The organism is Chryseobacterium lineare (assembly GCF_977014045.1).
In genome coordinates, this window is sequence record NZ_CDRNIQ010000001.1 from 4000621 (window position 1) to 4017188 (window position 16568).

Below are 16568 nucleotides of genomic sequence, written 5' to 3' on the forward strand. Positions count from 1 at the left end.
CAGGCTATTTTGCCCTAAAGGACTGTCAAATTCCCTGCTCAACACATAGGCTAATCTTCGTTCCATAAGTTGTGTTTTTAATGATTATTAATTGTTTAAATATTTCTAAAAGCAAAGCTAAATCTTGACTACACCAAAACTTGACGTGTTATTTTTATTTGAAGAATTAATCTTTATCCATAATGAAAGAAACAGTCTCTCGTTATTTGTTATAAAAAAAGTTAGAAAACTTTAGAATAGTTTAAAAGAATCAGACAGTCGCTAAAACTGTCTGATTTTGTTTTACGTAAATCTTTGAGGAGAATAGCAAAAATTTTAGCCAAATCACCTAAAACTTTAGCCGAAAGACCTAAAATTTTAACTCGGAGACCTAAAACCTTAATAAAACCTTAACCCAAAAACCTAAACGGAAGGCAAAAAGACTTAAACGGATCATCAAAGAACCTTATCATTTGATGTTTCGATAATTATAAATATTATTTGTTCTTGTCTTCGCCTTCAGAAGGAGTGCTTTTTACCGATCTGGGAAAAAACTGTTTCAACTCTGCTACTTTTTCTGCAAAACCAATAACCTCTCTTCCTTTTTTGTATTGTGAATAAGCATAATCGTCTAAGGCATCATTGTAATTGTCGTAATCATGTAAAATTTTGGTGCTTTCCATTTGATATACTAAGCTCGCTAACTTCTCTTTTCTCGTTTCTAAGAAAATCCTGGCCTGATAATCATTTTCAAACTCCTCCCAGTTCACATCATCAGCACTCAATTGAGGTTGGTTTGCCCTATAATCTCTCACTTTGTTTACAAAAAGTTTGTTTTGTTCGTTAATGAGTCCATAAAATTTTCGTTGATCTGCATTTAATGCTGCCAGTTTTCCCTGGAATAAGACTTCTAATTCTGCGATTTTAGTGTCGATTTGTGTTTTTAAATCGGGAGTAAGCTGTGTTTGAATAATGTTTTTCATAATTTGTAAATATTAAATCAAATTTAATAAAAATGCATTAATTCATAATAGTTTTATTTATTTATCAAAAATTAAGTATTTTAAGTATTGTTTCGTTGTTAAATATTTAATTTATAAATATTTTACACATAATGTCTGTATAAATAGAATATTATACTTATCTGTAATTAATTTGGAACGGATCGCATTTTTATATGATTAACAAAAATAAATTCTTCTCATAGCTTTTCCCTGAATTGATCGATAAGTCTTATCAATTACAAAAAGTAACTAATGCAAATAATATGTTTTAAATTTGTTTGGTTTTAAAAGACTATAAATTTAAAATTATGCAAAACTTTGAAATATCCGTGCTTGATCTTGCGCCCGTAAAACAGGAAAAGACCATTCACGATACCTTTCAGGACAGTTTGTCTTTGGCAAATCATACTGAAAATCTTGAATATAAAAGATTCTGGCTCGCCGAACATCACAATATGGAAAGCATCGCCAGTTCTGCAACTTCAGTTCTCATCGGCTTTATTGCCAACGGAACCAAAAAAATCAGAGTAGGATCGGGTGGAATTATGCTTCCGAATCACAGTTCTTTGGTCATTGCCGAACAATTCGGAACCCTGGAATCTCTTTTTCCGGGACGAATTGATCTCGGTCTGGGAAGAGCCCCCGGAACCGATGGTCTGACGGCACAGGCATTGGGAAGAAATCCTGCAATCATTAATGAACAGTTTCCAAGGCAGATTTTAGAATTACAAAAATATTTTTCTAAAGAAAACCGTGACGCTTTAGTTCGTGCTATTCCTGGTGAAGGGTTGGATATTCCTTTGTATATTCTGGGCTCAAGTACAGACAGCGCTTTTCTGGCTGCGGAACTCGGTCTTCCTTATGCATTTGCCGGACACTTTGCCCCTGAGCAGATGGAAATGGCTTTCAATATCTACAGACAGAATTTTGAACCTTCAAAATATTCCAACGAACCTTATATTATTGCGTGTGTCAATGGAGTTGCTGCAGAAACTTCCGAAGAAGCTCATAGAATTTCTACCACTTTATTCCAGGCATTTATCAATATTATCCGCAACGACAGAAAGCCTTTTGCACCGCCTGTTGATCATATGGATGACATTTGGTCACCAATAGAAAAATCGATGGTTTTACAAAAACTGCGTTACACACTCATCGGAGATCAGTCTGAAATTGAAAATCAGCTTCGAAGCTTTCAGGAAAAATTTAATGTGAATGAGCTGATGATTAATTCTCATATTTATGACCATCAGAAACGATTGGATTCCTATACTATTTTCAGAAAAGCAAAAGATGCTATATTCAAAATATAACAAACCCTTATCATAATTGGGAGATGCTTATTTTATGAGTATCTTTGCGAAAAATTTAAAGTAAAAATGTCTGATATTAAATTAAATACTATTCCGGAGGCTATTGAAGACCTTAAAAATGGTAAAATAATCATAGTAGTAGATGATGAAGACAGAGAGAACGAAGGTGATTTTCTTTGCGCCGCTGAACTGACGACCCCTGAAATCATCAACTTCATGGCCCTTCACGGCAGAGGACTGATCTGTATGCCACTTCCTGAAAAAAGATGTGACGAACTAGGACTGGAAGTAATGGTGAGCCGCAGCAGCGATCCTAAGGAAACAGCATTTACCGTATCGGTTGACCTTCTTGGAAATGGAACTTCTACAGGTATTTCTGCAGCAGACAGGGCAAAAACGATTTTAGCTTTAATGGACGAAAAATCGAAGCCAACTGACTTCATGAGACCGGGGCATATTTTCCCGCTTCGTGCAAAAAAAGGTGGTGTTCTGAAAAGAGCCGGCCACACAGAAGCTGCTATTGATCTCACGTGTCTTGCAGGTTTAAAAGAAGGTGGCGTGATCTGTGAAATTATGAATGAAGATGGTTCTATGTCGCGTTTGCCGGAACTTCATGCTTTTGCGCAGAAACACGATATGAAAATTGTCTCTATCGAAGACCTGATTCATTATCAGCTGAAAAAAGGAAATCTTATCGAAAGAATTGAGGAGAGAAAAGTAAAGACGGCTTATGGGGATTATGATTTCTTTGCTTTCAGGGAGACTTCAAATGATCAGATTCATTTTGCTTTAACGAAAGGTTCGTGGACGGTTGATGAGCCGGTTCTTGTTAGAGTACAGTCTTCAGACTCGTATTTTGATGTACTGACAAGATTAAATAACGGTGAAAAACCTTTATTGGAAAAAGTAACCAATATGGTGAATGAAGCAGGAAAAGGAGCTATTATTTTTATTAATAATGTTTCTAATTCTGAAAACACCTTAAGAAAGCTTCAGCAGTTCCTGAATTATCAGGATGGTCAGGTTCAGCATCCGACTTTAGCATATAACTATAGAGATTACGGTATCGGAACTCAGATTTTGAAGAATCTTGGAATTAATAAATTTAAAGTAATCACTCAGAATACTAATATTAAACCTCAGGTTGGCGGTTATGATGTTGAGGTGACGGAGATGGTACAGCTTTAATGTGAATGGTGAATGGTCAATGCGCTTTGCTTGTCAATTTTTCCATCAGCTTAAAATTGGTCGTTTGCCTTAAAAAAAATCAGTGAAGTAATCAATTATAGCTTGTTTTATAAAGGCTAATTTTAAAATTGACTATTCACTTGCGAAGTAAAATTCAGTATTGACAACATATAAAAATGGCTTGAGAAATTCTCAGGCCATTTTTATTTCGTCAAAACTTCTGAATCCGTTCAGAAAGTCTTTAATATTCATTCTTTTCTTTCCCTCAAGTTGTAATTCCAAAGGATAATATATGCCATCTTGGGTGTAGATTTTAAATTCATTTTTTGAAATATCTAAAGTTCCGGCGGGCTTATCATGATTTGAAACTTCAAACTTTCCACCAAAAATTTTCAATCCCTTTTCTTCTTCTCCAATTTTCAATGTTGTGAAAGCAGCCGGATAGGGAGACATTCCCAAAATAAACTGATGCACTTCTTTTGAGTTTCCTGCCCAGTCTATTTTTGTATTTTCTTTAAATATTTTGTACGCATTTTTAGGATGCTCAACTTGTGGCTGAGGTCTTTCCGTAATGGAATTTTCTGCCAGTCCGTCAAGTGTTTTTACGACGAGTTTTGCGCCCATTTCCATCAATCGATCGTGAAGGCTTCCCGCATTTTCATCAGGCAAAATAGCCAATTCTTCCTGAAGCAGAATATTTCCTTCATCAATTTTCTCATTAATGAAGAACGTTGTAGCGCCGGTCTTTTCTTCTCCGTTGATTACTGCATAATTAATAGGAGCAGCTCCTCGGTAATCCGGAAGCAGGGAAGCATGAAGATTGAATGTTCCCATTTTAGGCATTTCAAACAATACTTTTGGCATCATTCTGAAAGCGACTACGACAAAAACATCGGCATCCAGCTTTCTCAGTTCTTCAAGAAATTCGGGATTCCTTAATTTTTCAGGCTGAAAAACAGGGATGTTATTTTCTACAGCGAAAATTTTCACAGGAGACTGATTGATTTTCTGTCCGCGTCCGCTCGCCTTATCTGCAACGGTTACAACTCCAACCACTTCATGATGAGAATGATGAATGGCCTCCAAAGAAGTCTTTGCAAACTCCGGAGTGCCTAAAAAAACGACTTTCAATGATTTCATACTGCAAATATAAGGTCTTTATTAAAGGATTGAAAGGTTTAAAATTAAAGATTGAAGTAATTTTTTAAGATTATAAGTTTTTTTAAACTCTTTATTTAACCACAAAAGTTACAAAAGATTAGAAATTTCTATATTAAGCAATTTTAGAAAAAAAAGCTAACAAGAGTTTTTAAAAATCTTTGATTTTGTTCTTTTGAAAGCTTTGATTAGCTATTAAAACTTTTAAACTTGTCTTTTGCGACTTTTGTGGTTAAATTCAAATATTAATAAAAAACAGGTTTTATAAATATAGTCATTGCCAATTACTGATTACTTATTACTCATGTCAAGGCATACGTTCTAAAATTCAGCATTTTTACTTTCCCGGAATCCAACAGATAAATAAGATTTTCCAAAATATTTTCTTTAGATTGATAGTTCAGCTGAAGGGATAATTCTTCAATCGTAGAAGGTTTTTTAGCCAGTATATTCATGATTTCGCCCGAAATATTTTTTCCGAAAATAGATTGCTTGTTTTTTTCACAGACAGAACATTTTCCACAGTTTTTGGATTTTTTTTCACCGAAATACGTCAGGATCAGTTTCATTTTACAATGCCTGTCATCCTCAATGTAGAATTTCATTTCTTCCCATTTCTGAATTTTGTTTTTCTGAATATGTTCAAAAAGTTTCCAGTACTGAGAATTATTAAGTCTCTCATCACGAGGTTTTAAAAATTTAATACTGGACAAAGCGCCATCAACGTACTCAACATACCCTTTTTGCTGAAGCTCTTTTAATCTTTCTTTGATTAAATGGATGCTTACGCCGATCTTATTGCTTACCTGCTGTTCGCTGAACATCACTTTATGTGCCGTAATTCCAGAAATGGTACGAAGCATGAGTTCAATAAAGTACGAATCTTTATGAGGTATCTGATCTATCTCGTCAGGCTGCATTAAAAGCTGCAGAGAAGAAAGGCTTTTATGGTCGTTAAAATAAATAATTTCCTGATTATGAAGGAAGTTCAGAACATTCTTAATCTTCGCTGAAGATAATTTGGTAAAATTCTGAATTCCGCTAAGATTGAGCTGAAAAACTTTTTCAGGCATTTCAAATTCTGCCACCTGGAAAATAGAGTATAGGTAAGTAATGATTTTTAAAAATTCAACTTTATTTGGGATTTGATTCTTTAAAATGTCATCAAAATTTGACAGTTCCTGCTTGTCCCAAAGCAAAAAGGCAAAACTTTCCTGGCCATCTCTTCCCGATCTTCCGATTTCCTGATAATAGTTTTCGATAGACGGAGCCGGAGAATAATGAATGACAAACCGTACATTATCTTTGTCGATCCCCATTCCAAATGCATTAGTAGAAATTAAAATATGACTGTCACTGTTATTCCAGATCATTTGTTTGGCATTCTTTTCCTTTGCGGTAAGACCGGCATGGTAAAAATCGACATTTTTCAGCTGATTTTTATGAAGAAACTCACATAGCAGCTCAGTTTCCCTTCTGGTTCTTACATAAATAATTCCTGACTGCCTTGTAAACTTTAAGATATCGTAGATCTTCTGAAATTTATCCGAAACTTCTTCAGTGAAAATTCTGATATTATCACGTCTGAAGCTTTTCTGAAATACCTGTGGGGTTTTCAGCTCAAGCTTTGATTTGATCTCTTCCAGAACCTTCGGAGTAGCAGTTGCCGTTAATGCAAGACACGGAATCTTAGGATTATTTTTCCTGAATTCTTTTATATTCTGATAACTCGGCCTGAAATCCTGCCCCCATTCAGAAATACAGTGTGCCTCATCCACCGCAATGAATGACAGCTGAATTTCCTCGATATTCTGAAGGAACTGCTTATTAGTTAACCGTTCAGGAGAAATGTAGAGCATTTTTGTTAAGCCTTCCTTACAGCGGTCATAAATACCTTCTGCGTAGTATTCATCCAGTTCGGAAGATAAATATTCTGCTTCAATTCCTCTCAGTTTCAATTGACTCACCTGATCTTTCATCAGTGCTAAAAGAGGGGATATAATGAGACACGTTCCTTCTTTTAATAATGCCGGAAGCTGATAACATAGAGATTTTCCCGCCCCTGTAGGCAAAAGAACGAGCGTATCTTTTTCATTAATAACAGAATCAATAATAGCTTCCTGGGAATCACGGAAGTTATCATAACCCCAAAAATATTGTAAGGTTTTAAATTTTAATTCTTGAAAATCTTGTTGAGAAATCATAGGATAAAAATAATGAAACTAAACTGACAAAAAAAGCCACGCGATGCGTGACTTTATATATTAGGTGCTAAAATTACAATTATTTAGCTTCAAAATACACTCTTCTGTTTGCTCTGTTTTTCCATTCAGGGCATTTTGTAGCAGGGTTACATTCAGGGTATTTCAGGTCTTTTTCGCCTCTTCCCACTGCATTTAATTTATCAGATTGAACACCATTTTTAATCAAATAATCTTTGACATTATTTGCTCTTCTTTCGGATAATTTTTGATTGTATGCCTCGGAAGCTCTTGTATCGGTTGTTCCGATTACGGTGTAAGTTCCGCTGGAAGAGTTGATATAATCAACAGCATTATTCAGAATAGGAGTGTTTGAAGGTAAGATTCTGTCTGAATTCAGATCAAATTCAATCCCTTCCAGTTTTGTTTCCCTTTCATCTACCAGCCCACCTGTTACCGGTGTTGATGTAACTACCGGGCAACCATTGTTTTCAACCGGTCCCGGAACTGTTACACATTTATCATAAAGATCAATAACGCCATCCAGATCCGTATCGAGGGCAACTCCGGCGCCATCTACTCTTGCTCCGGCAGGCGTATCAAGCTGTCTGTCCCAATCATCACATACACCATCATTATCAAGATCCCCTTTTTTACAAACTTCAATATCCTGATTTTTATTAGCTAACACATCAAGCTTATAGTACATTTCCTGAAGAGGATCGTGCCACATTACATGAGATTCATGTTTTCCTAATTTTAAAGAAAGACCGATTGATGCGTTAAAGAAATTGTCGGAAACCTGTTCTTCACGTTGGTTGAGAACACTATATTTGTCGCCACCTCCATCAAATTCATCATCACCTGTGATAACGTACATTACTCTACCTTCAATATCAATTCTTTTATTGATTTTAAATTTAAGACCGGCACCAGCCTGTGCAAACATAGAACCTAGTTTGAACGGTTTAAGTTCAGTAACGAGTCTTTGTCCGTTCTCATCTTTCTGATAGGCACGATAGGCCAGAGTTCCAAGACCTGCATATCCGTGTAATGCCCATCTGTATGGAGAATGATTATCTACTCTTCTGAAAAGATTGGAAAAGTTAACATCTCCTAACAATGAAATCGCATCATATTGTGTTCTTGCTCCCACCTGTTGATTGGCAGATGCATTGGCAGGCGCAGCATCTTTTGTATTAAACCATCCTTGTCTTGTTTCTCCTCTGTCATACTGTAAATTGATACCAAAAGCATGGGTAATCGCTTTATCGATGCTGACGTAAGCAGAATATCCAAAAAGATTTTTACCGTTACCGTTTTTTATAGAAGTAAGGTCAGCAGACTGAACTAACGGTACACCGGCACCGAATGAAATTGCCCAATCATTGAATCTTTTTGATTTATTTGTAAAAGGAGAAATATTTGCAGAACCTGAAGAGAATGTATTTGGATATTCTCCGTTTGAAGTTACAGCAGTCGAGTCTTGTGCAAAGCCGGCTGTAGGAACAGCTAGTGCTAATGCGACAATTGCTAAACTTAATTTCATAGTGTATTTTTTATTTAGTTAATTAAATATTCATTATTTATTAGTAGGACATCCTTTATTTTCAACTGGTCCGGGAACCGTTACACACTTGTCATACAGGTCGATAACGCCGTCAAGGTCAATATCTAATGCTACACCGGCACCATCTACTCTTGCACCTGCAGGAGTATCAGGCTGTCTGTCCCAGTCGTCGCACACGCCATCATTATCTTTATCACCTTTTTCACAGACAAGCAATTCAGGGCTTCTGTTTTCCAAAATATGGGTTCTGTAATAGGCTTCCTGCAGGGGATCATGCCAAGCAAGATGCGACAGGTGTTTACCCAATTTGAAAGAAAGTCCCAGGTTAACCGTCCACATATTATCTGATCTTCTTTTATCGATCATATTATATTTAGGGATAGTTGAGTTCGGATCATAATCGCCGGAACCTGCGTATCCGCCGCCGTCAAACTCATCATCACCACTTATGATGTACATTGTTCTTGCTTCAATATCGATCAGTCTGGAAACCTTGTATTTCATACCTACTCCAAACTGAAAATAGGACGAGGTAATTCCCAATTTCTGATTCATAAACAGTGGAATTCTTCTGGGATTGCTGCTCCAACTGTAATCTTTATTGTCATGCAGAGAAGTATTAAAGTTCATAAATCCGATACCGGCATATCCGTGCATGGCCCATTTATAAGTCGAATGGTTGTCTACTCTTCTTAAAATATTTGAAAAATTCACATCGCCCATGAGAGCAATCTGATTATATTTCGTTTTTGCTTCTGCCGCTCCGGCAGCTATCCCTTCTGCTCCTTCCAGCTGTGCTTTTTGTGTTGTTTCACCTCGCTGATAGATCAGGCTGATGCCTACAACATGATTGATTTGCTTGTCTAAACTTACATAAGAATTGTATCCCCAATTGACCTTTTCGTCCGTGATTGACTTGAGGTCTGAATGTACCATAAATGCGGCACCACCTCCTACAGATACAGACCAGTCGTTGAATCTTCTGGTTGTGTTGTTGAAAGGCTGAACATTGGCAGAACCCGAAGAAAATGTATTGGGATACATATTATTTGAAGTGACAGCAATACTATCTTGTGCATAAGTTGCAATGGGCAAAATAGCCAATAATAATAAACCTAATTTCATACAGTATGTTTTATGTGTTTTTCAGATAAAATCTTTTAATAATATTCTGGAAAATTCTCTTTCAAAAAGATGTTTTTTGTGAGGGAGTTCTAATCTTTTTGAAATAAATTTCATTCCATTAAACTTTACGATATCAATATCAATAATTCTGTCGGTATAGCCTTCTGTTACTGCTGAATCGTTTATTCTTCCCATTTCCTTTTCAATGTCTTTTATGCGATCAAGAAGCTGAATCGGAGAGAAGTTCGTTAATATTATTGCTGCAATATTACAAAAAATATTGGAACTTTCAAATTCCACAGGATCAGATATTAAAAATTCACTTACGCTTATGATCTCATTTCCTGCATCTTTGATTTTCTCCAGGGCAGTCTCAAGGTTTTTTTTGGGGTCTCCGAGATTACTTCCCAGTAACAAAACGACTTTATGTTGCGACATATTGAAAAATGATTGATTTATGAAAAGCTTTTTTAAAAATGTACTGGCAAATATAGTGGCTATTGTCATATTATGTGTCGTGTTTTTCTTCTTTTTCATCATAATGCTGGTCTTCAGCGCTATGGGAAGCGAGAAGTCTGTAGTCGTAAAAAAGAATTCCGTTCTCACCATTAATTTAAAAACCAATATTATCGACAGTCCGACTGAGGAACAGAGAGGATTATTTGATATCAGCGATCAGAATAAAAGTGTCCTGATTTATGATGCTATCGAGGCAATTAATAAAGCCAAAACCGATGATAATATTAAAGGAATCAGTATTGAAGCCGATTATCTTAATGCCGGAATTACCCAGATCGATGACCTCAGAAATGCTATTACCGATTTTAAGAAAAGCGGAAAATTCGTTTATGCTTACGGAAACGCAGTTTCTCAGGGATCTTATTACTTAGGATCTGTTGCGGATCAGTATTATCTGAATCCTTCAGGAATGATCGAACTGAAAGGTCTGGCAACGGAAGTAACGTTCTTTAAAGATTTTGCCGATAAATATGGTATTGGTATTGAAGTGATCCGTCACGGAAAATTCAAATCTGCGGTCGAACCGTTTTTAAGAAATGATATTTCCCCGGAGAACAAAGAACAATTGAGTACGCTTCTGAATGATATCTGGAAGAACACTTCGTCGAAAATGGCATCTTCCCGGAAAATTGATACGGCCGCATTCAGAACTGTTGTAGACAGCCTCTACGGAATGATTCCTGAATTAAGTTTAAAATATAAACTGGCCGACAAACTGATCCAGAAAACAGAATATGATCAGTTGATTAAATCAAAATTAAATGTAAAGGAAGACGAAAAATTAAACAAAATTTCATTAGGAAAATATATTGCTTCCTATGCTGATGATGAGAAATCGGGAGATAAAGTTGCGGTTTTATATGCTTCCGGGTCCATCAACGGAGGGGACGAATATAATGATATTCACTCTGAAAAATATATTAAATACATTAAGGATCTTCAGGAAAATGATAAAGTAAAAGCTGTTGTATTCAGAATTAATTCTCCGGGAGGGAGTGCTAATGCTTCTGATGAAATCTTATTTGAACTTCAGCAGCTTAAAAAGAAAAAACCACTCATTGTTTCTTTTGGAGACTATGCAGCGTCCGGTGGATATTATATTGCCATGGCGGCTGATAAAATTTATTCTGAACCTAATACGCTGACGGGATCAATAGGGGTTTTTGGAGTAATTCCTTATTTCAGGGATCTTGCCAATAAAAATGGTGTGCGTTCGGATATTGTTTCTACGAATGCCAATTCTCAGTATTATTCTGCATTAAATGGCGTTACGCCTTATGGAGTAAGCATGATTACAAGAAGTGTGGAAGGAACTTATAAGAGATTCGTACATTTTGTGACCCAGAACAGAAAGCAGACTTTTGAGCAGATCGATAGTGTAGGAGGCGGAAGAGTATGGAGCGGAACCAGAGCCAAGCAGATTGGTCTTGTAGATGAACTGGGAACACTGAATGATGCCGTGAAATTTGCCGCACAGAAAGCCGGACTGAAATCGTACGCCGTATCTTCTTATCCGAAAAGCATGACGCCTTTTGAGCAGATATTTAAAGACCTGAATCAGGATGAAATTTCAGAAAGAGCAATTAAAAATAAGATTGGAAAATCAAATTATGAGATTATGCAGCAGATCGTAGAAAAGAGAAAACTACAATCTGAAGTGAAAATGGAAATGCCTTACCAGATTAAAATTAACTAAATTATATTGTACAAAGAAACGGCGGATTTGAATTTCAAATCCGCCGTTTTAATTTTTTATAGGCTTAAATTAACTCTTCCTTGTAAGCATTCCGTAGATCCAGAGAACAATTAAAGCTCCTCCAATAGCCAGGATCCAGCTTTTGAAATTCCAGAATGAATCTACATCTCCCCAGTGAAGAATATACACACCGATTGATCCTCCGATAAAAGCTCCAATAATCCCCAAAATCATAGTGATAAGTATTCCACCGCCTTGTTTTCCCGGCATGATTGCTTTAGCTAGTGCTCCAGCTAATAGCCCGAAAATAATCCATGTTAAAAATCCCATAGTTGCATTTTTTTAATGTTAATAATTTGATGATTGGTTCAAGAAGATTTATCTCTTCTTGAAAAATGAATCTACAAACTCTGTACCATTAAATAATTGCAAATCCTGCATCTTCTCTCCGACACCAATGTATTTTACGGGGATCTGAAACTGATCCGAAATGCCGATCACCACACCGCCTTTTGCCGTGCCGTCTAATTTAGTTACTGCCAGAGCATTTACCTCTGTTGCTGCTGTAAACTGTTTGGCCTGCTCGAATGCATTCTGGCCTGTAGAACCGTCAAGAACAAGTAAAATCTCATGAGGCGCATCAGGAATTACCTTTTGCATCACCCTTTTTATTTTTGAAAGCTCATTCATCAGATTGATCTTGTTGTGAAGTCTTCCTGCCGTATCAATGATTACAACATCCGCATTCTGGGCAACCGCACTCTGTACCGTATCAAAAGCTACGGAAGCCGGATCTGAACCCATTTCCTGTTTTACGATAGGAACCCCAACTCTTTCGCTCCAGATTACCAGCTGATCAACCGCTGCAGCTCTGAATGTATCTGCTGCACCCAATACTACCTTTTTGCCTTCAGATTTAAACTGATGAGCCAGTTTTCCGATCGTTGTTGTTTTTCCGACACCGTTTACACCCACTACCATAATCACGTAAGGCTTTTTGGAAGCATCTATGTTTCCTGTTCCGGCATGAGGGTTTTCTAGCAAAAGTCCAGAAATTTCGTCCCGAAGTATTTTATCTAATTCATTTACGCTTACATATTTATCTTTGGCAACACGCTCCTCAATTCTTTCTATGATCTTGATGGTTGTTGATGCGCCGACATCAGAAGCAATAAGTATTTCTTCAAGGTTATCCAGAACTTCATCATCTACCTTGCTCTTACCAACTACGGCTTTTGTCATTTTTTCGAAAAAACCCTGGCTGGATTTTTCTAATCCTTTATCTAAGGTTTCTTTTTCTTCTTTTTTAAAAATTTTTTTAAACCAACTCATCTTTATGAATTACGGAATTTTATTAATTAAAGATAGAAGCTGGAGGATGGAAGTCTGAAGTTCTACAATTTGTAATAACTTCCAGCCTCCAGCTTCTGACTTCCAGCTAGATTGAAAGCAAAGATAACAAAAAAACTACCCAAAAGATGAGTAGTTTTTTATATTGTAAATAAAGTGTAGATTATTTTTTCAAATAACCGTCTACTTCGTCTGCATTCATTACTTTTTCTTCGAAAACGTAAGCTCCTGATTTAGAAGACTTCACCATTTTCACCACTTTAGTCATCTTTTTAGACTGACCGCTTTGTAGGGTTGCTACTACTTTCTTTGCCATGGTAAATTATATTTTAATAATTACTTGATTTCTTTGTGAACAGTTACTTTCTTAAGAACAGGATTGTATTTTTTCAATTCCAATCTTTCAGTTGTGTTCTTTTTATTCTTTGTAGAAATGTATCTAGACATTCCTGGCATACCACTTTCTTTGTGCTCTGTACATTCAAGGATTACTTGAACTCTGTTTCCTTTTTTTGCCATGATTTAGTTCTTTTTAATCAATCCGTTTCTGGTTGCTCTTTCAATAGCTTCCTCGATTCCAATCTTGTTAATCACTCTCAATCCATGAGCTGATACTTTCAGTGTTACGTGCTTATCTTGCTCCGGAAGGTAAAATTTCTTCTCTAATAAGTTAATTTCAAAACGACGCTTCGTTTTGTTATTAGCGTGAGAAACGTTGTTACCAACCATTGCACGCTTTCCTGTTATTTGGCAAATTCTTGACATATCTCGATGTTCTTATTTGTACTATAATATTTGAGAGTGCAAAATAACGAAGAATTTTTCAGATAGACAAATCTTTTGGAAAATTATTTATAAATAACTTATTGATATTAACTTCAAATAACTTCAGTTTTTATCCTTCAACTTCCTGTCTCGCTAACTTTTCTTTGCTCTGTTCTGAAATCGTTTTATTAAAAAATAAAACAGTAAAAATCCTAAAGCAAAAATTGAAAATCTTGACAAGAGATCGCCCGTTCTTGTGTAAAATGTCATTTGGTCGTAAAGGTTCACTTTCGCAAATAAAGCTGTTTTATCACCATAAAAAGTATCTTCAATGATTTCTCCTTTTGCATCAATGTGCGCAGAAATTCCGCTGTTGGCCGCGCGTGCAATTTCTCTTCTGGTTTCTATTGCTCTGAGTCTTGCATAGGATAAAAGCTGCTTATGACCTTCTGAAACTCCCCACCAGGAATCATTAGTCATAATCCCTAAAAAGTTGGCTCCCTTTTTTACGTAATCACCTGTAAATTCACCGTAAATACTTTCATAGCAGATAATAGGAGCTATTTTTCCTTTATTGTAAGGATTTGAAAATGCCACTCTTTCTTTATCGGTTCCCAAAGAAGCTACCGTTCCGCCCAGATTAAGCATGGCATCACCTAGTAAAGGCTTTAAATAACTCATATAAGGAAATATTTCAACGCCCGGAACCAGCTTTCCTTTGTGATAAACCTCAACATTTCGGTTGGGGATAACCTGAACGGCAGAATTGAAACTTTCCACCCAAAGTCCGGGATTTAATTGATAAGCTTCTTTCGGGAGATTTTCTTCGGAAGTATAAAATTTATGCGAAGAAATTCCTGTTGCGAATACAGAACCGGGATGTTTTGTTAAAAATGTTTTAATGTTATTTAAAATCACGCTTTTTTCAAAAGATCTCTCGGAAATAGAACCTCTTCCGGGAAGAGCAGTTTCCGGAGCAATATAATAGTCTATTTTTCCTTTTGAGTTTTTTTCTGCCAGATCGAGAAGGTCATTTTCAATGGTCAGGCTGTCTTTGGAATATTTTTCGGCGTAAGGATCAAGGTCAGGCTGCAGCATCATAACATTTACACTTCCGATTGGTTTTTCATTAAAATTATTAAATTTAATAATGGAAATAATCATCGGAATAACAATCGAAGCGGCTACGATTGATGTGTTTTTGATCAGATCTTTTCTTTTTCTTCCGGCCTGCCAGATTCTTATGGTGTAAAAGATCAGAACATTAATTAAAAGTATCCAGAAGCTTCCGCCGGTAGCACCCAGCGTGTCGTACCATTGAATCAGTTTCGGATAATCTGAAAATGCGTTTCCCAGATTCAGCCAGGGCCAGGTAAATTCCCAATTCAGATGAAATTTTTCAAAACTCATCCAGAAGGCAATGAAAAATGCTAATCCCCAATATGTTCCCTGCGCGTTTTTGTACCAGTGATAACATTGAAATACCAGTGAATAAAGAAGTGAATTAACCAGTACAGGAAATACAACAGCTAGTAAGGAGTGGCTTCCATCAGGATTTTTAGCTCCATATAACCATCCGGTAGTTACAATATTCCAGATGACGAAACATATATAGGAAAGCCCGAAAACCACCCAGCTTTTTCTTTTGTAATCTGAAAATTTTGAAACGCCGTGTTCCATCATCAAAAGCGGAACAAGAGCAAAAAATATAAAAAACGGAACCCCATAGGTAGGCCACGATATCGACAGCAGCATTGCTGAAATGAGCGTAAGTAAAACGTATTTCATTCAATTGATTTAACACACAAATTTAAGGCTTTTGAAATGAAAAAAAATGCAATTGATGTTAAAGAAATCTTATAAAATTCTTGATTACGAATTAATACTGTGAATTATCCGTTCAGTTCTTTTGCGCGTTTTTCAGCATCCAGAATTCCGTTTGTCAGGATTTCCTTAAGGTTGTTTTCATTAAAAGTTTTCAGTGCTGCTTCCGTTGTGCCACCTTTTGATGCGACATCCTGAATCAATTCTTCTAACTTTTTATCAGAATTATTAATCAGATGATAGGCTCCCAACATGGTCTGTTGTACGAAAAGTTTAGATAAATTTTCATCAATTCCCATTTCAATGCCTGCTTTAATCATGGCATCAACAATATAATAAAAATAGGCTGGCCCACTTCCTGAAAGCGCTGTAACGCCGTCCAAAAGCTCTTCATTTTCAAGATAAACAGATCTTCCGGTTGAATTCAGTAGTCTTTCGATGTTAATAAGCTGGCTGAAAGAAATGCCTTGCGCAGAAGTGTATCCGGTAATTCCCATTCCAAGAAGAGTAGGAGAGTTGGGCATTGCTCTCACAACCAAAGGATGGTGTAATAGTTTTTGAATTTTTTCGATTTTAATTCCTGCCATGATCGATAAAACCATCTGGTTTTGGTTTAACTGAAATGGGAAGTTTTCAGAAAGATGTTGAAAATCCTGAGGTTTCACAGAAAGAATAATTAAATCCGAATCCAATTCTTTTACGTCATCAAAAGTTGAGATTTTTGACTTCGGAAATTCTTCGGATATTTTTGAAATTTTTGCTTCGTTTCTTGTGATAAGATGCAGGTTTTCAGGTTTTATCAGTTCGTACTTTAAGAACGATTTAGAAAAAGATAAGCCCATGTTTCCGGCTCCGAGGATAGCTATTTTCATATTG

Annotated in this window: 16 protein-coding genes; 3 read left to right on the top strand and 13 right to left on the bottom strand. The window is 36.3% G+C overall.

Annotation, left to right across the window (positions count from 1 at the left end; all coding sequences use genetic code 11):
* Positions 1-476 precede the first annotated feature (476 nt).
* Entirely contained in the window at positions 477-962 is a 486-nt protein-coding gene (locus ACWNCI_RS17950; protein WP_449389333.1) for a hypothetical protein, read from the bottom strand.
* Positions 963-1291: 329 nt separating this feature from the next.
* Here ACWNCI_RS17950 and ACWNCI_RS17955 point away from each other — a divergent pair, with 329 nt between their 5' ends.
* Both ACWNCI_RS17955 and ribB read left to right on the top strand, forming a co-directional pair.
* Positions 1292-2296, top strand: a complete 1005-nt coding sequence (locus ACWNCI_RS17955) for an LLM class flavin-dependent oxidoreductase (protein ID WP_449389334.1) — start codon at positions 1292-1294, stop codon at positions 2294-2296.
* 66 nt (positions 2297-2362) lie between these two features.
* Positions 2363-3484, top strand: coding sequence for a 3,4-dihydroxy-2-butanone-4-phosphate synthase (ribB, locus tag ACWNCI_RS17960; protein WP_346986471.1), 1122 nt, complete (start codon positions 2363-2365; stop codon positions 3482-3484).
* 192 nt (positions 3485-3676) lie between these two features.
* On the opposite strand, the gene fmt is transcribed toward ribB, so the two are convergent.
* The 5 genes from fmt to folK form a co-directional block, all read right to left on the bottom strand.
* Entirely contained in the window at positions 3677-4624 is a 948-nt protein-coding gene (gene fmt, locus ACWNCI_RS17965) for a methionyl-tRNA formyltransferase (protein WP_449389335.1), read from the bottom strand.
* Positions 4625-4944: 320 nt separating this feature from the next.
* Positions 4945-6846 (bottom strand): RecQ family ATP-dependent DNA helicase, encoded by a 1902-nt coding sequence (locus ACWNCI_RS17970; protein ID WP_449389336.1) that lies wholly within the window; start codon positions 6844-6846, stop codon positions 4945-4947.
* Positions 6847-6925: 79 nt separating this feature from the next.
* Positions 6926-8392 (bottom strand): OmpA family protein, encoded by a 1467-nt coding sequence (locus ACWNCI_RS17975; RefSeq protein ID WP_346986468.1) that lies wholly within the window; start codon positions 8390-8392, stop codon positions 6926-6928.
* 33 nt (positions 8393-8425) lie between these two features.
* Positions 8426-9538, bottom strand: a complete 1113-nt coding sequence (locus tag ACWNCI_RS17980; RefSeq protein WP_449389337.1) for an OmpA family protein — start codon at positions 9536-9538, stop codon at positions 8426-8428.
* Between the two features lie 21 nt (positions 9539-9559).
* Positions 9560-9976: a 2-amino-4-hydroxy-6-hydroxymethyldihydropteridine diphosphokinase gene (gene folK, locus ACWNCI_RS17985; protein WP_449389338.1), complete on the bottom strand. Its 417-nt coding sequence runs from the start codon at positions 9974-9976 to the stop codon at positions 9560-9562.
* A 19-nt stretch (positions 9977-9995) separates the two neighbouring features.
* Between folK and sppA the strand changes: the two genes are divergently transcribed.
* Positions 9996-11753, top strand: a complete 1758-nt coding sequence (gene sppA / locus ACWNCI_RS17990) for a signal peptide peptidase SppA (protein ID WP_449389339.1) — start codon at positions 9996-9998, stop codon at positions 11751-11753.
* Between the two features lie 69 nt (positions 11754-11822).
* Here sppA and ACWNCI_RS17995 read toward each other — a convergent pair whose 3' ends face one another.
* The 7 genes from ACWNCI_RS17995 to proC form a co-directional block, all read right to left on the bottom strand.
* On the bottom strand, positions 11823-12083 hold the full coding sequence (locus tag ACWNCI_RS17995) for a GlsB/YeaQ/YmgE family stress response membrane protein (RefSeq protein WP_346986464.1): 261 nt from the start codon (positions 12081-12083) through the stop codon (positions 11823-11825).
* Positions 12084-12131: 48 nt separating this feature from the next.
* A complete protein-coding gene (gene ftsY / locus ACWNCI_RS18000) occupies positions 12132-13085 on the bottom strand; it encodes a signal recognition particle-docking protein FtsY (protein WP_346986463.1) in 954 nt (317 codons plus the stop codon).
* Between the two features lie 181 nt (positions 13086-13266).
* A complete protein-coding gene (locus ACWNCI_RS18005; RefSeq protein WP_002976755.1) occupies positions 13267-13419 on the bottom strand; it encodes a DUF4295 domain-containing protein in 153 nt (50 codons plus the stop codon).
* A gap of 20 nt (positions 13420-13439) precedes the next feature.
* Complete coding sequence (rpmG, locus tag ACWNCI_RS18010) at positions 13440-13622, bottom strand: 50S ribosomal protein L33 (protein WP_027379950.1); 183 nt, start codon at positions 13620-13622, stop codon at positions 13440-13442.
* Positions 13623-13625: 3 nt separating this feature from the next.
* Positions 13626-13868, bottom strand: a complete 243-nt coding sequence (gene rpmB, locus ACWNCI_RS18015; RefSeq protein WP_002976757.1) for a 50S ribosomal protein L28 — start codon at positions 13866-13868, stop codon at positions 13626-13628.
* A 153-nt stretch (positions 13869-14021) separates the two neighbouring features.
* On the bottom strand, positions 14022-15656 hold the full coding sequence (lnt, locus tag ACWNCI_RS18020) for an apolipoprotein N-acyltransferase (protein ID WP_449389340.1): 1635 nt from the start codon (positions 15654-15656) through the stop codon (positions 14022-14024).
* A gap of 104 nt (positions 15657-15760) precedes the next feature.
* Positions 15761-16564: a pyrroline-5-carboxylate reductase gene (gene proC, locus ACWNCI_RS18025; protein WP_449389341.1), complete on the bottom strand. Its 804-nt coding sequence runs from the start codon at positions 16562-16564 to the stop codon at positions 15761-15763.
* Positions 16565-16568 lie beyond the last annotated feature (4 nt).